Source organism: Patescibacteria group bacterium (assembly GCA_018819405.1).
In the GTDB taxonomy this organism is placed as follows: domain Bacteria; phylum Patescibacteriota; class Patescibacteriia; order UBA1558; family GWA2-36-10; genus XYD1-37-29.
Window position 1 is genome coordinate 241,075 of sequence record JAHJQF010000001.1, and the last position, 20,529, is coordinate 261,603.

Consider the following 20,529-nt stretch of genomic DNA (forward strand, 5'->3'; position numbering starts at 1 on the left):
CGCAGTGAAGCAAGCTAAAATTTTAGATTGCCACGCCCTTCGACTTGGTTCGAGTTCGCTCACCACAAGTCGTTCAGGGCTCGCAATGACAATAAAAATTAGAAATGAAGTTCGACATACTTACAATTTTTCCTGATAGTTTAGACAGTTATTTTAATAGCTCTATTTTGGATAAAGCCCAAAAGAAAAAACTAATAGAAATAAATACTCACGACATCAGAAAACAATCGACTGATAAACATCACAAAGTAGATGATACGCCCTATGGCGGCGGACCAGGCATGGTCATACAGATTGAGCCGGTTTATAAAACTTTGAAAAAAATCTATCCGCGCAAAAATAAATCTACCAGAGTGATATTGATGTCACCCCAGGGTAAAACTTTTGACCAAAATGAGGTCAAGCGTCTGACCAAATATAAAAGGCTGATTTTGATAGCGGGGCATTATGAAGCAATTGATTCCAGAGTTGATAATTTTATTGATGAAAAAATATCTTTGGGCAATTTTGTACTTACCGGCGGAGAGCTGGTCGCTGCCTGTATTATAGATAGTGTGGCTAGATTAGTGCCAGGAGTAGTGGGTAAAGAGGAGTCTATTCAAGAAGAGTCATTTTCTCAATATGATAAAAAAACTGAAAAGTTTAATATTGAATATCCTCAATATACCAGACCAGAGGTTTTTAGGGGGTTTAAAGTTCCAGAAATTTTACTTTCAGGGCACCATGGTAAAATAGCTAAATGGAGGCAGGAACAGACAAAGTATAGGAAATAACTTAGTTTTTGGGATTTTTATTAGACTATAAGCTAGTTTATTAAATTCTTATATATTATACTTGACAAATTCCTTTTTTTGCACTATCATGATGGAGCATTAATTTTAAGGTATAAAACTTTCGTAGCTGATTGAAAACAACCTGAGTTGCAAATAAAGATAAGACAGTAGTGTCTGAATGTTTCGGACCTTGCTGTTTTTTCTTAATATTGAAAGGTTATTTGACAAGAGAATACCACAAAAATTTAATGACTTGGAAGTGACGAGCTTTTAGTCAATTCAATTTTTTATTTTCAATTATTGAGTCAATATGACTCAAATTCTATAGTTTTTACTAAGAGTTTGATCCTGGCTCAGGGTGAACGCTGGCGGCATGTCTAAGGCATGCAAGTCGAAAGCCTAGCTTGCTAGGCTTGGCAAACGGGAGAGTAACACGTTGGTAATCTACCTCTATCTCGGGGATAACCCGGAGAAATCTGGAATAATACCCGATAGACATGGGGGGACATATGTCATTCCCATGTAAAGATCCGTCGGATAGAGAGGAGCCTACGGCACATCAGCTTGTTGGTGAGGTAAAAGCTCACCAAGGCTACGACGTGTAGCGGGTGTGAGAGCATGACCCGTCCCACTGGGACTGAGACACTGCCCAGACTCCTACGGGAGGCTGCAGTCAAGAATCTTCCTCAATGGACGAAAGTCTGAAGGAGCAATGCCGCGTGATCGATGAAGCTTTTCGGAGTGTAAAGATCTTTTATCAGGGACGAATTCGTGACGGTACCTGATGAATAAGTCACTGCTAACTACGTGCCAGCAGCAGCGGTAATACGTAGGTGGCGAGCGTTACCCGGATTGATTGGGCGTAAAGGGTCCGCAGGTGGCTCTAAAAGTCCTTGGTCAAATCTTGAGGCTCAACTTCAAGACTGCCAAAGATACTCTAGAGCTAGAGGCCGGGAGAGGCAAGCAGAATTGTCGGTGTAGTAGTAAAATGCGTTGATATCGATAGGAATACCAAAAGCGAAGGCAGCTTGCTAGAACGGTTCTGACACTCAGGGACGAAAGCGTGGGTAGCGAATGGGATTAGATACCCCAGTAGTCCACGCCGTAAACAATGGGTACTAAGCATTGGGAGTATCGACCCTCTCAGTGCTGTCTAACTAAGCTAACGCCTTAAGTACCCCGCCTGGGAAGTACGGTCGCAAGACTAAAACTCAAAGGAATTGACGGGAGCCCGCACAAGCGGTGGAGCATGTGGTTTAATTCGACGATAAGCGAGGAACCTTACCCAGACTTGACATCTAGCTGCAAACTCTAGGAAACTAGAGCTTCTTCGAGAGTGCTAGACAGGTGCTGCATGGTTGTCGTCAGCTCGTGTCGTGAGATGTTGGGTTAAGTCCCTTAACGAGCGCAACCCTTATCCTATGTTAAATGTTCATAGGAGACTGCCCCGGTTTAACGGGGAGGAAGGCGAGGATGACGTCAAATCAGCATGGCTCTTACGTCTGGGGCAACACACGTGCTACAATGGCCGGTACAATGGGTCGCAAAACCGCAAGGTGAAGCCAATCCCATCAAAGCCGGTCCCAGTTCGGATTGAGGTCTGCAACTCGACCTCATGAAGTTGGAATCGCTAGTAAACGCCGATCAGCTACGCGGCGTTGAATACGTTCTCGGGCTTTGTACACACCGCCCGTCACACCAAGAGAGTCGGTAGCACCCGAAGGCTGACATTAGTTGGACGAAGGTGAGACCGGTGATAGGGGTGAAGTCGTAACAAGGCATCCGTAGCGGAAGCTGTGGATGGATCACCTCCTTTCTAAGGAGTATAATCAGAACAACTCATCTCACAATCAGTTGTTCATAGTCGAACTCCTCCCATATTATGGGATGAGATAGTTGGCTAAAAGTAGTCACTTCTAAGTTATTAAAATAAAAAATCCCTTGCTTGATGCAGGGCTTTTTTTGTAAGAAGCTGGTTTGACAAAGGCTTGTCAAAAAATCATTTTTCTGGTATTATCTGACCTGTTGTACTATAAAAGCGTTTGAGTTGATGGGCATGTAGCTCAGTTGGTTAGAGCACCACACTGATAATGTGGGGGTCGGAGATTCGAGTTCTCCCATGCCCACCAGTTTAAGCGTTTTTAAAAGTTTGGCCACGGTAGCTCAGTGGTAGAGCAGAGGACTGAAAATCCTTGTGTCGGTGGTTCGATCCCGCCCCGTGGCACCACGATTAATTGTATAATAGTATAATTGTTTAATTGAAGAACACTATTAGTCTATTAACCTATTAATCAATTACACTATTATTTACGGGGTGTGGCGCAGTTGGCTAGCGCGCGTCGTTTGGGACGATGAGGCCGGAGGTTCGAGTCCTCTCACCCCGACCATTTAAAATTTACCTTCGCAGTGGCGGGCCTGCCTCGCCGAAGCGAAGCGTAGGCGGGTGTCGTATAGTGGTTTATTATGTCAGCCTTCCAAGCTGAAGAGGGCGGTTCGATTCCGCTCACCCGCTCCATCCTTCGCTAAAGCTTCTGATGGCACAGCCAGACACAGGGTTTTATAACCTAAATAAAATTCGCCAATTATGGCGTTTTTTTGCTATACTTAAAATATTATTAAAATAATCCAATGATAAAAAATAGCCTAGGCCTTAGTAAATCAACTTTAGATGCTATAATCAATCAATCAGTAGCTATACTTTGTGATGGCAATAACATAGAAAGAAGTATTCACGATATTTCCAAAAATCAAAATACTATGATTGATTTTGATAAAGTAATTCCGCGTTTGTTGAACGGTAGAGGACTCAATAGACTACTATATTTTAGAGAAGGCAAATCTATATCTTCTAAGTTTGCCGAAAGACTGCACGAAAATTATTATGGTTCAGTCATAGCTTGTCATAAATCAGCCGACATTCCATTGACTATCAAAGCCACTCAACTGGCTTCCAAGGTAGATACTATTATCATCATGTCTGGTGATTCAGATTATATAGATTTAGTGGATCATCTCAAAGGGGAAGGAGTTAGAGTAGAAATAGCCGCTGTCAAAAAAACAGCTGCCCAAGCTTTGATTGACGAGGCGGATTATTTTTATGAAATCACCAAAGAAGATTGGTTTGTGTACAAAGCTCCTCGCACATATCCCAGAAAAAAATAATTAGTGATTAGAAATTTTGTTATCATAAATTTATGAGTTTTGAAGATAGTTTTCAGGAAAATTTATCAGAAAAAGAATTAAACATAAGAAAATTAAGGGCAGAAGTTGAAAAAATTACCGATAGTCTTGGTTTTGGTATTGATGAAAATATCAAAGACAGCATAGTTGCTGTTAAGGCTCATGATTTTTCTACCAGTGCTTCTTGTGAGGGTCATTTGACGGATAAAGAAAACGATAGGTCATTTTTGTATCCCAGTATTGATATAGAAGAGCCAGAACCAGAGGGTTGGAGAGATGATGAAGAATTGCAAAGGCAATGGAGTGAGGCCAACGCCTTACAAAGAGAGAAAATGCAAAAGCTATTGGATGAATTTTATGCAGACAGAGATGTTGACGAAGTTTATAAACTAACAATAAACCCAAGAGGTATTTTTAATGCTTTTGTATTGGCCAGTGCTAAGTATAAAGAAAAGTATTTAAAACCCGATGAAAGTGAAGAGAAAGTTTTGCTTCGGGCACAAGCAGAAATGCAGGAGTTTACAAAATTTTTAATGAACAAGTATTATGATTAAAATAAAAATATCCGGCGGTGTGGTTCACGCTGTACCTGCAGACTTAAAAAAAGCACTAAGCGCTTCTATAAAAATAGCAACTGCTTGGAACGACCTTACACCATTGGCGCGCAACGAATGGATTTGCTGGACTACATCAGTTAAGAAGTTGGAAACAAGAAAACAACACATAGAGCGAGTGTGCGCTGATATGCTCAAAGGTAAACGAAGACCATGTTGTTGGCCTGGTTGTCCGCATAGATAATATAGTTTTAAAAACAGGCTTTTGTGGCTTGTTTTTTATTTTTTCTTTATAAAGAAGGGGGTTTGTCTTTTTTATAGGCTCTTGCTAAGATTTCTATATGGCGATTAAAAATCAGACACCCTTAGCTGACAGAATGAGACCCAAAAAATTGGAGCATTTTTTTGGTCAGGATAGTATTGTGGGTACTGGGAAAATGCTTCGTCAAGCGATTGAGAGCGACAATGTGCCACCAATGATTTTTTGGGGACCACCGGGTTCGGGCAAAACCACTCTAGCTCATATAGTAGCTCACTCTACTCATTCTGATTTTGTGCAGATTTCAGCAGTAACTAGCGGCGTAGCAGAATTGAGACAATTTATCACCAGAGCGGAGCAAAACAAAAGACTAGGTCAACAGACTATCTTGTTTATTGATGAAATCCATCGTTGGAATAAAGCTCAGCAAGACGCACTCCTGCCTCACGTGGAAAAAGGCACCATAATTCTCATTGGCGCCACTACAGAAAATCCCAGCTTTGAAGTGCGTGGTGCTTTGCTTTCTCGTTGTCGGGTCTTTGTTTTAGAAAGATTGGACAAAGAGCACATCAAAAAAATAATAGACAATACTTTGAAAGACAAAGAAAATGGTTTGGGCAATTTGAAGCTAAAAATATCTGACAAAGTCAAAAATTTGATAGCTGATTTTAGTAACGGCGATGCCAGGGCAGCCTTAAATGTTTTGGAATATGCAGCTTCTCTTTCTAAAACTATCAGTCAAGAAACAGTTAAAGAAGCATACCAGAAATCACACTTACTTTATGACAAGGATGGCGAAGAGCATTACAATATTATTTCTGCTTTGCATAAATCTATGCGCGGCTCAGATGCTAACGCTGCTTTGTATTGGCTAGCTAGGATGCTCGAAGCTGGTGAGGATCCAATATATATTGCTCGTCGTTTGGTCAGATTTGCTTCTGAAGATATTGGCTTGGCCAATTCCCGTGCTCTAGAACAAGCAGTATCTGCTTATCAAGCTTGTTCGTTTATTGGCATGCCAGAGTGTAATGTAATCTTGGCTCAGGCTGTGGTTTATATGGCCAAGTGTAAAAAATCCAATGATTTGTATGTGGCTTATAATAAGGCAAAAGCGGACGTCCAAAAGCACGGCAACTTATCAGTGCCACTGCACATTAGAAATGCTCCGACGGATTTGATGAAAGATTTGGGCTATGGTAAGGGTTATAAGTATAGTCCAGATTTTGATTATCAGGAAGAGCAGGAGTATTTGCCAAAAGAATTAAAAAATAAAAAATATTTAAAAGATTAATATTTATGCTCAGCAATAAAGATAAATTTAATTTATTTATTCAAATAACTAAGCGATTAAATAAAGAACTGTTGGTGAATCCGATTTTATTTGGTTCACTAGGTCTTAGTTTATTATTAGTACAAGAGATTAAAGTTAATGATATTGATATTTTAATACCGAAAAAGTTATTAGAAAACAAATGGCAACAGATAATTAAAATAATGGAAGATTTTGGTTTTTATTTAAACAATGAAAATGAGCATCAGTTTTTGAAAGACGAGTATGAAGTTGCTTTTGCCCAAGAAGATGATTTGGCAAAATTTATCGGTGATGGTGTCAGAGATTTTAAATTAGTCAAACAGGCGGGAGTAAATTATAGGGCACTTAGCTTGGAACAATATTTATTGACTTATCAAACTTTACTTAGAGATAATTATCGGCAAGAAAAAAGAGGCACAGCCGATAAGGATAAAATAAAAATGATAAAGAAAGCTCTTAATAGTTGATTTCTTTTACGTTGTTTTTTTGCTATAATAGAAAAATGCAAAAAATAAAGGCAATAATATTGCCCCTTATCATATATACTCTTATATTTAATCCATTTTCTGTCCGAGCTCAAGAAACTCGAGACATTGTTTTTCCGATTGAAAGCGGCTGGGATTATAATTTTAATGATAGTTATGGTGATCCTCGCAGCGGTGGTCGCACTCATGAAGGAATAGATATTATGGTAGATCAGATGACACCACTGGTAGCCGCAGTAAATGGTAGAGTGTCATATATAGTAGAGAGCGATAAAGGTTGGGGATTGGCAATATATATTGAGGATAGTGAAGGCTATTCATATAGATACTTACATATCAACAATGACACTCCTGGCACAGATGACGGCAAAGAAATTAGAGTTTATGCTTTTCCAAGTAATATAGTCAGAGGAGCGCAGGTGGCGGCTGGTCAGGTCATTGCTTTTGCCGGAGATAGTGGCAATGCTGAGTATGCTGGACACCATCTTCATTTTGAAATATGGACACCTAGTAGACAATCTATAAACTCATATCAATCCTTGATGGCGGCTCTTGGTCAGTCAGTAGCTACAGATGAAACGGAGGTATCTACGCCTACATATCAGTTTTCCAGAGATTTAGAATTGGGTGATGAAGGATTAGATGTCAAAGAACTGCAAAAATATTTGAATAGCCACGGCTTTGTGGTATCAACATCAGGAGCAGGCTCACCGGGCAATGAAACTATTTATTTTGGTCCGGCCACTCAAGCGGCTCTTATAAATTTTCAAAAGGACAATGGTATTAGTCCAGCGGTCGGGTATTTTGGCCCACTGACTAGAAATGTGATAAATAGCAGTCAAGCAATCAGTAATAATACAGTTACAGAAAATATTGGCACAATCAGCAATCCAGTAAACAATCAGTATTTGCAGGCTGGTTGGCTGGTCAGAGATAAAATATTGCCAAAAGTATTTTATGTAGCTAATAATCTAGAACTACAGTGGATAGTCAGTGAAGAAGTAGCTGTCAGAGAGTTTGGTCCAAACTGGTATCTGACTATAAAATATTTTGATGATTTGGAGGGTCAAGGCTTTAGTTTTGGTGATTACTTACAATAAAACAGCCGCTAGCGGTTGTTTTATTGTTTTGTCTTTACATTGACTAATTCCTTTTTTTGGGGCAAAATATAGGATATGCGCTTAGTTAGAAATTCTAATATTCTTTCTAATGAGGTGTATAAATTTGTAAATATTAATCTCTAATGAGGTGCAAAAGACAGTTTTAATCACCGGTGGAGCTGGTTTTATAGGCTCTCATTTATGCGACTATTTTATAAATCAAGGGCACCAAGTAATTTGTGTTGATTCTTTTTTTTCTGGCAAAAAAGAAAATATTGTTCATCTTTTAGCTAACAAAAATTTTAAACTTATTAGACATAATATTATAGAAGCTATAAGAGAAAAATTTGATAGTCTTGATGAGGTCTATAATCTAGCTTGTCCAGCTAGCCCGGTGCAATATCAGTTTGACCCAATTCTTACTATGCGTACTTCAGTTGATGGAACACGCAATATGCTGGATCTGGCTAGAAAGTATAATGCCAAGTTTTTACAATTTTCTACTTCAGAAGTTTATGGTGATCCACTAGAGCATCCACAAAAAGAAGAATATTTTGGTAACGTTGATCCACTTGGTAAGCGCTCCTGCTATGATGAAGGTAAACGGGCTGCCGAGTCGCTTTGTAAAGATTATCACGAACAATATGGAGTGGATGCTAGGATTATCAGGCTCTTTAATGTTTATGGTCCACGTATGATGTTTAATGACGGCAGAGTCATATCAAATTTTATTTTGCAGGCGGCACTTGGTGAAGATATCACTGTACATGGTACTGGTCATCAGTCCAGAAGTTTTATGTATATTGATGATCTGATAGTAGCGGTTGACAGGCTTATGGTGTTGCCACAAGAGAGACTGGGTTTTATGCCAATCAATCTTGGTAATCCAGATGAAAGGACGATTGAAAGTTTGGCACAAAGTGTCAAAGATGCGGCTGGTAGTATTAGTAATATTGTTTATATAAATTATGATAGTATTCCGGAGCGTTGGGGTGACCCCCAAAAAAGATGTCCGGACATCAGTCGGGCTAAAAAATTGCTTGATTGGGAACCGCAAATTGATTTTGATGAGGGTCTTAGTAAAACCATAGTAGATTTTAAGAGCCGCTTGGGCAATCAGACAAAAGTAGTGGCTTTTGCAACTAGTTATTATCCGGTAGAAGGACCGGTTGAAAAAGCTGTAAAAAATATTACGGATGACCTTTTGGGTTATGAGGTAGATATGCTCGTTGCCAAAATGAAACCGGGTATAAAAAATGAAGAAAAGATAGGCAATGTAAATGTCTACAGAATTGGACTGGGTAATAATTTTGATAAATATCTTTTTCCTTTTATTGCGCCATTTCGAGCAATAAAATTACATAAAAAAAGAGACTACCAAGCGGCTTGGGGTATTATGGCCAGCTATGGATCATTGGCGGCTGTAATATTTTCTATTTTATCAAATCGAGCTCTTTTGGTGAGTCTGTATGAAGGAACAATAAAAGATGAACGGGCTTTAAAAAGAAGGGTACTAAAGCCTTTTTACCGTTTGATATTTAAGAGGGCTCATTATATGCAGGTAGTTGGCGAGCTTAGTCAACAACAGCTGGCCTGGCTGGAGGATGATAGTACTACTGAGGGAGTGGATATGGAAAAAGGTTGGGAGTACGTTGCCAAAAAAACTAAGGAAAAATTTCAGGAACTTGAAATACTCAGTTCCCGTTTATAATAAAATAAAAAAACAAAAACAAAATGCCATTTAGACACGCTTGGAACTTTGCCAAAGAAAACAATAAACAAATCGCCAAGTATGCCACAGTTGGTTTGACAGCGGGCGTAGTTGATTTTTCAATTTTATTTATTTTGACTGATTTGGCAGGCTGGCATTATCTTGTTTCCGCCACATTTTCTTTTATATTGTCAGCTTTGGTAAATTATACTCTCAATCGTATTTGGACTTTTCGATCCAATGGAAAACGCCGCAAGCAATTGCCGGTATTTTTTATTATTGCTACTTTAGGACTGCTCATAAACAACAATATGATGTATATATCAGTTGAGCATTGGGGGTTTCATTATTTAGTTGCCAAAATTTTAGCTTCAGCTCTGGTTACTTTTTGGAATTTTTTTGGTAATAAATATTTTACTTTCAGGATAAAATAGTTACTAGATTATGTTTGGGTTAAAAAAGAGACCCGCGGTCGAGCTAAGCTCGACCGCGGGCTTTTTGGGCCTTTCAGTCTGGGTGTTGCCAGTCTAGGCTGTGTATGTAGGTGGCCAGTTGGAGAGAAAATTCTTCCAACTTGGCCTGGAAAAGGTCGCCATTGGGTGGCAACTGTTCGCTCTGGTGGAAGAACTCGACCAAAAGCGGTATAGAAAATTCGAAGAGCAGCTGCTTGGCCGTAGGATTGGGGGAAATCTGGCTAATCTTCTCGGCGCTATCGCCAAGAACCTTACCGAAGATTGATAAATCCGAAAGGCTGGTAGCTTCATGAAAAAAGATCAAGAGCTTTTCCTCTATGGATAAGCTCAGCCCATGTAGGCTAGCCTTTTTCTCGGAGCTGGACAACTCCAGCTTGCCTGGCCCGTATTGGTAATAGATGCGGCAGTAGCTGTAGTAGCTCGTGTCCTCGGCACAGTAGTATCCGTAGAAGGCAAAAGTCTGGGTGGAATCCATCTGGGTGGGTATGGGGTAGTAGGGCTTATCCAGCAACCAGACAGCGTAGCTCTGGTCGTGGTAGCGGTTGTGGGCTGATAGTCCAGTCAATTGAGCTAGGCGGGCGGCATCTGGCCACTCGTTTTTTTCCTGGTGTTCTGCGATTGCTTGCTGGCAGATCGTCCTGGCAATAGAGCCGGTCAAAGCCCCAGCGCTTTCTGCTTTGCCGAGAGTGATCTTGCTGCTAGTGGCACAGCCAGTCAGCAGGCAGGCCATTATGATGATAAGGAACAGTTTAACACGATTCATCGGATTCTCCTTCGTTTGTGGTGTTACAGGGTGAATGGCGATGGGGGAGGAAAACACTTTATATTATACATTAATTATGTTTTTGTCAAAAATAATAAACCCGGCCGCGCTTGGCGCGGCCGGGTTTATTATTTATTTTATCTATATCATTTTTTTGAATTCTTCAGCCCTTCGCTACGCTCAGGATTTCGCCAATATTTTTTTAAAGTCCTCAACCATAGGGACCTGTTCGGATTCTAATCCATATCCTTGTGAAGTATAGTAGGCGGCCCAATCAGCTGTCAGGGCACTGGCAAATATTTGAAACCATTTATTTTTGCCAGATAGTTTTAGGTTGGTGACAGGTAGTTTCCTTTTTTTGTATAGCTTGTCCATGACCTGCATTCTTTTTTGAATCTGTTTATGGTCATTGTCATCATGAATAAATATAAAAGAAAAATTTTTGGAAAGACTTTTGGTAGTAGTTGCCACATCAAATCCGGTCATTTCATTGTGGTTCATTTCCGGCAGGACATTATAAAAAGCAGGAATTTTTCCGGTTTCATTAAATTTTATTTTCCATAAATAGGCTAATATTTCATTATTGGTAGAGGCATATATCACAGGAACTTTATTTTTTAATGATTTAGCCAATTTTTTGCCGCGAGTTTCGTAGCTTTTACCTTTCAAAGTCGTGGCCAAAGTACTGAGCTCTTTATATAATTTGTTTTGGTTCATAGCTTTGAGCATGGCTAGAGTATTAAAACCCAAGGCGCATCGAGGCTGGATACCAAAATTTGGCATTTGGATATATGGCAAATTATTTTTTTTGGCAAAAGATATTAATTTACCGCCAGTGGCAATGACTATAATATTTAATTTTTTTTGCTGAGCTTTTTTTAGGCCATCTAAAGACTCCTCGGTATTGCCAGAGTATGAATTGGCAATTATTAAGTATTGTTTGAGCTCTTTGTCAGACATTGCCGGCAATCCATAGTCTTTGTGAGTAATAATATGTATATTAGGAGCGACACTGTTTATAATACCTTGGGCTTGAGCTGAACCACCCATGCCAAGGACGATAAAACGGTCAGATTTTTTGTAAGTTTTTTTATTTTCTATAATGGGTTGATATTCAAATTGTTTTTGAAAATCTAAAAATACTTGGCGCATATAGTTATTTTTTTAATATTTTTAAGGCAGCGTTTACTATATTTGGATAACTGAGTCCATATTTATCCCAAAGATCTTTTGGCTCACCAGATTCACCAAAGCTATCACGAACACCTATCATCATAGTGGGTACTGGAAAATTTTCGGCCAACATTTCTACTATTGCTGAGCCCATGCCGCCGGCTACTTGGTGATCTTCCACAGTGATCAAATGTTTGGTTTTTTTGACACTACGCAATATAGTGGCTTTATCCAGTGGCTTGATAGTGTGGCAATTTATTATTTCTACAGAAATATTTTTTTTCTTTAACTCTTTTTCGGCTAAGAGCGCTTCTTCTAAAATTGGTCCACAGCCAACAATGGTTAAATCCTTACCAGTTTTAAGTATATTAGCCCGGCCTATTTTAAAAGGAGGATTATTTGAAGTTATCTCAGCACTAGCTTGCCTAGCAAAACGAATATAAACTGGCCCTTTTATTTTGGCCGCCATAATGGTTGCTTTTTTAGTTTCATTGTAATCAGCTGGGGCAAGTACTGTTATATTTGGCAAAACTCTCATCAAAGCTATATCTTCTAAAGCCTGATGACTAGCGCCATCTTCACCGACTGAAAGTCCGGTGTGAGAGGCAATTATTTTTACATTGGCCTTTGAATAAGCAACACTTACTCTTATTTGATCCCAGTTTCTTCCCGGATTAAAAACGCCAAAGCTAGTGGCATAGACTATTTTATCGGAAAAAGATAGCCCAGCGGCTACACCCATCATATTTTGTTCGGCTACACCCACTTCTACAAAGCGATTAGGATATTTTTTGGCGAATTTATCTACCCTAGTTGATTCAGCTAAGTCAGCTGACACTACTATTACATCTTTATTTTTTTTACCTAGTTCTAAAATACCGTCGCCAAAACCGTCGCGAGTGGATTTTTGTTTGATATTTTTTTCTATATATTTGTTTGGCATAATTATTTTGTTTGGCACTTTCGAGCTAGACCAGATCCCGAGCTCTGAGTGTAGCCTAAGGGTTGGGGGGATTAGATGGCGTTTTTTAATTCTTTTAAGGCTTTTTGGGCTTCATCTTCCTTAGGTGCTTTACCATGCCACTCATATTTATTTTCCATAAATTTTACACCTTTGCCCAAAGTAGTATGAGCAACAATAGCTACCGGCCCTTTGGCTTGCTTAGCTTTTTTTAGAGCGGTTATTATTTGTTTTATATTGTGCCCGTTTATTTCTATTACTTGCCAGCCAAAGGCTTGGTATTTTTTCTTGAGAGAGCCAAGTGGCATTATATTTTTGGTATAGCCGTCAATTTGTATACCATTATTGTCAATTATAGTGATTAGATTATCTAGCCTGTATTTATTGGCACTCATTACCGCTTCCCAAAGCTGGCCTTCATTGTGCTCACCGTCAGAAGTGACACAATATATTTGATATTTCAGTTTACCCATTTTAGCTGCCAGAGCCATACCGACTGCTTGAGATATTCCTTGGCCCAATGGTCCAGAACTTGTCTCTATTCCAGCCAGACTACCATAGTGTGGGTGTCCTTGTAATTGTGAATTAATTTTTCTTAGACTTTTTAATTTTACCAGAGGGAAGTAACCGCTCCTAGCTAAACTAGAATAAAGAACTGGCGCTATATGTCCATTGGATAATATCAGTCTGTCACGATATGGATAGTCTGGCTGTTCTGGAATATGGTTTAAGATATAAAAATATAATACTGTAAAAATATCAGCCATACCCAAGGATCCGCCCGGATGACCTGATCCAGCACGATATGTCATCTCTATAATATCCTGACGAATTTGATTAGCTAGAGTTTGTAATTGTTTTATAGTTAGCTTAGCCATATTTACCCTGTTAAATAATTTTTAAACAAAGTTTAAAAATTAAATTCAAATTTTTGTAGATTATATTTTATTATAAATTTAGTATATCAAAATTTGAATTTATTTAACAGGGTAAATTTTATCATATTTGCGTTATTAAATAAATAAAAAAGCCCCGCATTGCGGGGCTTTTTTATTTATTTTTTAATGAATCTCTTATTTCTCTGAGAAGCAGTATATCTTCTGGAGTTTCTTTGGGTTTGGCCTCTTCTTTTTTCTTTAATTTATTGATTTGTTTGACAGCTATAAATATAGAAAAAGCAATGATAATAAAATTTACAACTGTATTTATAAACAATCCGTAGTTGAGCGTAATAGCGTTAGAAGTTTCAGTGGCCTTTTTCAAAGTAATAGCCAATTTGGAAAAATTGACTCCTCCAGTCAGCACACCAATTGGTGGCATGATAATATCATTTACAAAACTAGTGACAATTTTGCCAAAGGCTCCGCCAATAATTACACCAACCGCCATATCCATAACATTGCCTCGCATGGCAAATTTTTTGAATTCTTGAAACATAGATATTAGTTTAATTCTATTTTTTTGTTTTTTAGTAAAAATAGTCCGGATATAAATATAAGGGTAGAGGTAAGTGCTGATAGCATACAATACTGGCAAATAGCGTGTATTACAAATATCTGCAAGTAAACTAAATATAGAGAAAATACAAAAGCTATAATTGGCAGATAACCCAATACTTTAAAAGCTAATATATGTTTAGTATCCAAGTAAAATACGGCTGTCAAAAAAATAAAAAGATAATAAGCCGCTCCAAACAGAGCAATAGGCAGACCAAAAATTTCACTGTACGGGCTAACTAGCACTTCCTGGCAGCCGGAAATAACCGAACAGGCAATATCTCCAGTATAATGCGATACTGTTAGATACAAGGCGTCAGCAAAGCCAATTAGGCCAAGCGTCAAAAAACCGTAGATTAGTTTATTGTTGTTTTTCAAGCTCATTGTTTATTATTTGTCTAAATTTATCATAGCTCAGGGGATTTGCGATTTTTTGTCCATTTAAGAAAAAAGTGGGTGTGCCTTCTACGAGCGCCTGATTGCCGCTGATTTCATCATCGCGGATAGCATTTTTTATTTCTCGGCTATCCATGTCATTTTTAAATTTTTCTATGTCTAGACCAAGTTGGTTGGCATAATCTACAAAAATTTGTTCTGGTTGTTGGGAGTTTGACCAAGTGGATTGATTTTCAAAAAGCAGGTCATGCATTTGCCAAAATTGTCCTTGTTGGCCAGCAGCTTCTGCTGCTTGAGCAGACAAATTGGCATAAGGATGAATTTGCTCCAATGGATAATGTCGGTAGATTATTTTTATTCTATCGCCAAATTCTTCGGCTAAAGATTTGACATGACTATAGTATACTCCACAAGCGGGGCATTGAAAGTCACTATATTCTATCAAACTGACACTAGCGCTCTCATTACCTTTTATCCATTCTTGATCAGTTAGTATTGTTGAACCTTCGTTGTTTGGTTTGGCAATTTGAATGATTATTAAGGTCAAAAAAGTTAATACTACAACAATCCCTGACCAAAAAAAGGCTCTTTGTTTTCCTTTCATATATATAAATAATTTTAATAATAATTAATAAGTATATTTTACCTCGCACTACTTTCTTAGTCAATAAAACGGTACGAGGTAGCTATAATTTTTTGATAATAAAAAACTCCCCGTCCTTCTATTGTGTTTGGGACGGGGGAGTTTTGAAAAATTAATTTAATTTATTTTAATATAGAATCAAGTGAAGCTTTTACACTATCAATTGGCAAAGCGCCAGGGATAGGTACTTTTTGGTCACCTGATATTATGATGCTATATGGAGTACCACGACCACCGGCGGCTTGAGCCTGACGAGATTGGTCTTGTACTTTAGCGGCATATTTTCCAGAATCCAGACAGCTTTGAAAGTCATTAGCATTCAATCCCATGTTGGATACTACAACTCCCAAATCAGCAACCTTGGTTCCAGCTGCAAATACTTTATCCAAGAATTCCCAGAATTTATCATTACCACCTTGTTCACCTACGCACTCGGACGCTTCAGCTTTTTTGGCAGCTTCAGGATGAAGACTGGTTAGTGGGAAATGTCTATAGACCCAATTAACATCATTGCCGTATTCTTTCATTATTTCATTCATAGTGTCATGAAATCTTTGACAGAATGGGCAATCTATATCGGAAAATTCAATGATAGAGACCTTGGCATTTTTGTTGCCACGTATCCAGTCTTTGTCTTTATCAACTGGCTGAATAGTTATAGCAGCGGCAGCAGCATTATCATTGGTGTTGGCATTTGCTATCTGATTGTTATTATTAGAGTTGGTATTTTTTCCTAAAGAAAAATCTTTACCGTTGAGCATCATGCCCAATAAAACAAAGAACCCGATAGCAAACATTACTCCCAAGCCTGAAAGCAAGCCAGCTTTAAAAGCAGCCTTTGGCTTTAAGTTGTCTATTGGACCCTTGTTACTGTGATGTTGTTCCATATTTTTGATTTTAGTTAATTATAAAGGTTTGTATATTATATCAACTTTTATTTTGTATTACAAATATATTTTTTAGTTTGGGTTTATAAGGATTGACAAAAATCAAAATTTGTGCTATCATACTGCAATATCCCACAAAGGGATGTTTTAATTTAGCCAAATTTTATGACAACAAAACAGCTAAAGAAAACAATTTATAAGTTGGGAAAAAAGTTAAAAAGCTTATTTTTACTGGTATTTTTACTGGTATTTGGTTTTCCAGAGTTAGCTTTTTCTGAAGATTTTATAAATAATCAACCAGTTGGGCCAATTCCTAATCAAAGCATCAGAGCCTATTATAATGGTCCTACTTTGCCAGAAATTCCGCTAAGGTCAGCCAGAAAGACTATGTATATCGTAGTTACAGCTTATAATTCTGAACCTGGCCAGACTGACGATACTCCTTTTATTACTGCTTTTGGTACTCATGTTAGAGACGGTATTGTAGCCACCAATTTCTTGCCAAAAGGCACAATTGTTCGTTTTCCTGATAAATATGGTGATAAAGAATTTGTAGTAGAAGACCGCATGAATTCCCGATATTATTATCATATGGATATTTGGATGGCCGAAAAATCTGAAGCTATTAATTTTGGTGCCAAATTCTTAAAAATGGAGATTTTATAATTTTACCTAAAATTAGAGAAATATTACCATCCTTGCTTCTCCCCCTGATTTAGGGGGAGAAGTGCCTAGGAGACAGGGGCCTGGTATTTGACAAGTATTTATTTTTAGTATATAATACGCGTGCTGTAAAAAATTAAACGAAATTATTAGCAAAATAGTAAATGATAGTTAAACTTAAATTCAATAGATAAAAGGATTTTGGGCAATCAATTTACGTTTGCGTAAAGTCCGCTAACTGCGGATTTTTTAGCACCTTAAAATTAATCGATAGTAAGTAGTTTTTTAAATAAGTAGGCTTACGCGACTTTTTTAAAAAGCTACTTATTGCCGGTTAAGGCAATTGGACATTGAAAATTGAATAAACAATATCATAAATATCAACAAATGTTTATGAGCATCTTTATAAGAAAATATATCTCGTATCCATAAAAAGAGAAAAAATCCATCAAAAGTTTTCAAAATTTTTGATGGTTGCTAAATAAGGGTATATGGTGGATGCCTAGACATCAAAAGACGATGAAGGACGTAGCAATCTGCGATAAGCTTCGGGGAGGTGATAAGCAACTTCTGATCCGGAGATTTCCGAATGGGGAAACCCTTCTGTGAAAAGCACAGAAACCACTAGCTGAATACATAGGCTAGTAGGAGAAGACCCAGCGAATTGAAACATCTTAGTAGCTGGAGGAATAGAAAGAATTAATGTACTGATAGAAATCGTTGACAACTCGTTTGTCACTGATTTCTATTAGTATCTCGATTCCCTGAGTAGTGGCGAGCGAAACGGGAAAAGCCTAAACCATAGATTAGATAAGTTATTTTGAGTTTATGCCTTCGGGTATAGATGAGAGATAGTGAAATAGTCGTAAGCTTAATGCTAGCTATGGGGTTGCAAGAAGTTATTATTCTGAGACTTACGGACTCAGAGCATAATTATTTATGTTTAGTCGAACAGTTTGGAAAGACTGGCCAAAGAAGGTGATAGCCCTGTAGACGAAAAGCAAAAAATAGTATGCCAATAATTTTCTTAAGTACCACGAGGCCGGTGAAACCTTGTGGGAATCTAGCGTCACTATGCGCTAAGGCTAAATACTTTTGATGATCGATAGTGAACTAGTACCGTGAGGGAAAGGTGAAAAGCACCCCGGAAGGGGGATGAAATAGTATCTGAAACCATATACTTACAAGGAGTCGAAGCCCTATGCATATCTTCGGGTATGAACGGGTAACGGCGTGCCTATTGAAGAATGAGCCAACGAGTTAGTTACATGTAGCTTATTTAACTCCTTTGGGAGGAAGGTAAAGTGAAAGCGAGGATTAATAGTCCGTAACAAATTTTATATTTTCCGCCTTAGGGCGGAGGGTATAAAATTTGTAGGCTGCATGTACTAGACCCGAAACCGAGTGAGCTTACCATGGCCAGGGTGAAGCGAAGGTAACACTTCGTGGAGGCCCGAACCCACTAGCCGTGCAACACTAGGGGATGAGCTGTGGTAAGAGGAGAAATTCCAATCGAACTCGGCAATAGCTGGTTCTCCTCGAAATAGTTTTTGGACTAGCCTTGTAGTTTAAGTTTTGGTGGTAGAGCACTGGATGGAGTGGGGTGGCATTGCGTCCATACCCATTCCAATCAAACTCCGAATGCCATTACGTATACTATGGGAGTCAGACCATGGGGGCTAAGCTTCATTGGTCAAAAGGGAAACAGCCCAGACCCATAACTAAGGTCCCTAAATCCAAGTTAAGTGTAAAAGGTGGTGTTGTAACTTATACAACTAGGAGGTTGGCTTAGAAGCAGCCATCCTTTAAAGATAGCGTAATAGCTCACTAGTCAAGTTACTTCGCGCCGAAAATTTAACGGGGCTAAACTTGGTACCGAAGTTTGGGATGTGTCCGCCTTTGGCGAGACACGTGGTAGAGGAGCGTTCTATGGGTGTTGAAGCAGTACCGAAAGGAGCTGTGGAGCGCATAGAAGTGAGAATGTTGGCATGAGTAGCAAAAATCGGGGCGAGAATCCCCGACACCGCAAACCCGAGGTTTCCTGGGCAACGTGAATCGACCCAGGGTTAGGCAATCCTAAGGCGAGGCCGAAAGGCGTAGTCGATGGAAGAGCAGGTTAATATTCCTGCCCTACTGCTGTATTTCGATGGGGGGACGTGATTTGGATACTCAGGCGCTATTCGGTTATGAGCGTCGGCTGTAAAGACTTGTGCTTCAGGCAAATCCGGGCACATAAAAGTTTGATCAGTTGGAAGACTACGGTCACCCGACCAAAGTCAATCTGAGTTAAAAGGTCACCAAGAAAAGCCTCTAGAGCTAAGACAGTAGTATCTGTACCGTAAACCGACACAGGTGGGTGAGGAGAGTATCCTCAGGTGTACGAGAGAACCTTCCTTTAGGAACTCGGCAAAATAGCGGCCGTAACCTAGGGATAAGGCCTGCCCAGCGCAAGCTGGGCCGCAGCGAAAGACTCCAAGCGACTGTTTACCAAAAACACAGGTCCCTGCTAAAGCGCAAGCTGATGTATAGGGGCTGATGCCTGGCCAGTGTCCGAACGTTAAGGGGATCCCTTCCCGGGGAGAACTGAAGCGCGGATGAACGCCGGCCGTAACTATAACGGTCCTAAGGTAGCGAAATTCCTTGTCGGGTAAGTTCCGACCTGCACGAATGGCATAACGATTTGGAGACTGTCTCAAGGAAGGACTCGGCGAAATTGCAAGACGAGTAAAGATGCTCGTTACCCGTAGCTGGACGAAAAGACCCCGTGAAGCTTTACTACAATTTGGTATTGGTTTAGGGCTATACTTATTCAGTATAGGTGGGAGACTTTGAAGCTAGGACATCAGTTCTAGTGGAGTCGCCGGTGAGATACCACCTTTGTGTAATTCTAAATCTAACTTAGCTCCGTGAATCCGGAGCAAGGACAGTATCTGATGGGTAGTTTAACTGGGGCGGTTGCCTCCCAAAATGTAACGGAGGCGTTTACAAAGGTTGGCTAGCTCCTGATGGAAATAGGAGTCGTCGTGCAAACGCATAAGCCAGCTTTACTGCAAGAGCTACAACTCGAGCAGTTGCGAAAGCAGAAGTTAGTGATCCGACCGTACGATATAGGACGGCGGAAGCTCAACGGATAAAAGTTACTCCGGGGATAACAGGCTGATCAGGTCCAAGAGTCCATATCGACGACCTGGTTTGGCACCTCGATGTCGGCTCATCGCATCCTGGGGCTGGAGAAGGTCCCAAGGGTTTGGCTGTTCGCCAATTAAAGCGGTACGCGAGCTGGGTTCAGAACGTCGTGAGACAGTTCGGTCTCCTATCCGCTATGGGCGTTGAATTTTGAAGGGTCTCATCTCTAGTACGAGAGGACCGAGATGAACGAACCTCTAGTGTACCAGTTGTCCTACCAAGGTCATCGCTGGGTAGCTACGTTCGGTTTGGATAAGCGCTGAAAGCATATAAGCGCGAAGCCGTCCCTAAGATTAGAATTCACTATAGATTCCTGATAGACGATCAGGTTGATAGGCTCTATGTGTAATTACAGTAATGTATTTAGCAGAGGAGTACTAATAAATCGATAGCAACCATTAAAAATTTTGGAAGTTTTTGTGGCTTAAGATATATAAAGCTCATGAACATTGATAAACATGCTCGCCTCGCTAAAGCGAGTGCGCAGCGGGCAGGAATGATCAAGATAATCTTG

The 20,529-nt window shown here is 39.4% G+C and carries 18 protein-coding genes, 4 tRNA genes and 2 rRNA genes; 16 read left to right on the forward strand and 8 right to left on the reverse strand.

The genetic code is table 11. From position 1 onward, the window contains the following. Positions 1–104 precede the first annotated feature (104 nt). The 14 genes from trmD (at position 105) to KKH39_01235 (ending at position 9,808) form a co-directional block, all read left to right on the forward strand. Positions 105–773 (forward strand): tRNA (guanosine(37)-N1)-methyltransferase TrmD, encoded by a 669-nt coding sequence (gene trmD, locus KKH39_01170; GenBank protein MBU1202643.1) that lies wholly within the window; start codon positions 105–107, stop codon positions 771–773. A 330-nt stretch (positions 774–1,103) separates the two neighbouring features. Continuing rightward, a 16S ribosomal RNA gene (locus tag KKH39_01175) occupies positions 1,104–2,589 on the forward strand. Positions 2,590–2,825: 236 nt separating this feature from the next. Then, positions 2,826–2,902: transfer RNA gene (locus tag KKH39_01180), tRNA-Ile, on the forward strand. A 23-nt stretch (positions 2,903–2,925) separates the two neighbouring features. After that, positions 2,926–3,000 (forward strand) — tRNA-Phe (locus tag KKH39_01185). Positions 3,001–3,083: 83 nt separating this feature from the next. Then, a tRNA-Pro gene (locus tag KKH39_01190) sits at positions 3,084–3,160 on the forward strand. A 52-nt stretch (positions 3,161–3,212) separates the two neighbouring features. Further along, a tRNA-Gly gene (locus KKH39_01195) sits at positions 3,213–3,288 on the forward strand. Positions 3,289–3,401: 113 nt separating this feature from the next. Further along, complete coding sequence (locus KKH39_01200) at positions 3,402–3,935, forward strand: NYN domain-containing protein (GenBank protein MBU1202644.1); 534 nt, start codon at positions 3,402–3,404, stop codon at positions 3,933–3,935. A gap of 32 nt (positions 3,936–3,967) precedes the next feature. Then, entirely contained in the window at positions 3,968–4,507 is a 540-nt protein-coding gene (locus tag KKH39_01205; protein MBU1202645.1) for a hypothetical protein, read from the forward strand. Further along, positions 4,500–4,751 (forward strand): YdeI/OmpD-associated family protein, encoded by a 252-nt coding sequence (locus KKH39_01210; protein MBU1202646.1) that lies wholly within the window; start codon positions 4,500–4,502, stop codon positions 4,749–4,751. Before KKH39_01205 ends, KKH39_01210 begins: the two co-directional genes overlap by 8 nt. Before the next feature lie 97 nt (positions 4,752–4,848). Beyond that, a complete protein-coding gene (locus tag KKH39_01215) occupies positions 4,849–6,057 on the forward strand; it encodes a replication-associated recombination protein A (GenBank protein ID MBU1202647.1) in 1,209 nt (402 codons plus the stop codon). Between the two features lie 5 nt (positions 6,058–6,062). Continuing rightward, positions 6,063–6,545 (forward strand): hypothetical protein, encoded by a 483-nt coding sequence (locus tag KKH39_01220; GenBank protein ID MBU1202648.1) that lies wholly within the window; start codon positions 6,063–6,065, stop codon positions 6,543–6,545. A gap of 35 nt (positions 6,546–6,580) precedes the next feature. After that, positions 6,581–7,663: a peptidoglycan DD-metalloendopeptidase family protein gene (locus KKH39_01225; protein MBU1202649.1), complete on the forward strand. Its 1,083-nt coding sequence runs from the start codon at positions 6,581–6,583 to the stop codon at positions 7,661–7,663. 148 nt (positions 7,664–7,811) lie between these two features. Continuing rightward, positions 7,812–9,374, forward strand: a complete 1,563-nt coding sequence (locus tag KKH39_01230; GenBank protein ID MBU1202650.1) for a GDP-mannose 4,6-dehydratase — start codon at positions 7,812–7,814, stop codon at positions 9,372–9,374. A 23-nt stretch (positions 9,375–9,397) separates the two neighbouring features. Then, positions 9,398–9,808 (forward strand): GtrA family protein, encoded by a 411-nt coding sequence (locus tag KKH39_01235; protein MBU1202651.1) that lies wholly within the window; start codon positions 9,398–9,400, stop codon positions 9,806–9,808. A gap of 73 nt (positions 9,809–9,881) precedes the next feature. On the opposite strand, the gene KKH39_01240 is transcribed toward KKH39_01235, so the two are convergent. The 8 genes from KKH39_01240 to KKH39_01275 all read right to left on the reverse strand — a co-directional run bounded on the left by KKH39_01240 (position 9,882) and on the right by KKH39_01275 (position 16,166). Then, positions 9,882–10,610 (reverse strand): hypothetical protein, encoded by a 729-nt coding sequence (locus KKH39_01240; protein ID MBU1202652.1) that lies wholly within the window; start codon positions 10,608–10,610, stop codon positions 9,882–9,884. A 180-nt stretch (positions 10,611–10,790) separates the two neighbouring features. Then, positions 10,791–11,762 carry a hypothetical protein gene (locus tag KKH39_01245; protein ID MBU1202653.1) on the reverse strand — a complete coding sequence of 324 codons (972 nt, stop codon included), beginning with the start codon at positions 11,760–11,762 and terminating at the stop codon, positions 10,791–10,793. Between the two features lie 4 nt (positions 11,763–11,766). Continuing rightward, a complete protein-coding gene (locus KKH39_01250) occupies positions 11,767–12,726 on the reverse strand; it encodes a transketolase family protein (protein MBU1202654.1) in 960 nt (319 codons plus the stop codon). Between the two features lie 71 nt (positions 12,727–12,797). Next, positions 12,798–13,622, reverse strand: a complete 825-nt coding sequence (locus KKH39_01255; GenBank protein ID MBU1202655.1) for a transketolase — start codon at positions 13,620–13,622, stop codon at positions 12,798–12,800. A 172-nt stretch (positions 13,623–13,794) separates the two neighbouring features. After that, positions 13,795–14,181: a large-conductance mechanosensitive channel protein MscL gene (gene mscL / locus KKH39_01260; protein ID MBU1202656.1), complete on the reverse strand. Its 387-nt coding sequence runs from the start codon at positions 14,179–14,181 to the stop codon at positions 13,795–13,797. A 5-nt stretch (positions 14,182–14,186) separates the two neighbouring features. Then, the gene (locus tag KKH39_01265; protein MBU1202657.1) at positions 14,187–14,618 is read right to left on the reverse strand and encodes a vitamin K epoxide reductase family protein; all 432 of its coding nucleotides are present in this window, start codon (positions 14,616–14,618) and stop codon (positions 14,187–14,189) included. Beyond that, positions 14,602–15,240 carry a DsbA family protein gene (locus KKH39_01270; protein MBU1202658.1) on the reverse strand — a complete coding sequence of 213 codons (639 nt, stop codon included), beginning with the start codon at positions 15,238–15,240 and terminating at the stop codon, positions 14,602–14,604. Before KKH39_01270 ends, KKH39_01265 begins: the two co-directional genes overlap by 17 nt. A 161-nt stretch (positions 15,241–15,401) precedes the next feature. Further along, positions 15,402–16,166 (reverse strand): DsbA family protein, encoded by a 765-nt coding sequence (locus KKH39_01275; GenBank protein ID MBU1202659.1) that lies wholly within the window; start codon positions 16,164–16,166, stop codon positions 15,402–15,404. Between the two features lie 387 nt (positions 16,167–16,553). Here KKH39_01275 and KKH39_01280 point away from each other — a divergent pair, with 387 nt between their 5' ends. Further along, on the forward strand, positions 16,554–16,832 hold the full coding sequence (locus KKH39_01280; protein ID MBU1202660.1) for a 3D domain-containing protein: 279 nt from the start codon (positions 16,554–16,556) through the stop codon (positions 16,830–16,832). 468 nt (positions 16,833–17,300) lie between these two features. Continuing rightward, positions 17,301–20,415 (forward strand): 23S ribosomal RNA (locus tag KKH39_01285). The last annotated feature ends 114 nt before the right edge of the window (positions 20,416–20,529 follow it).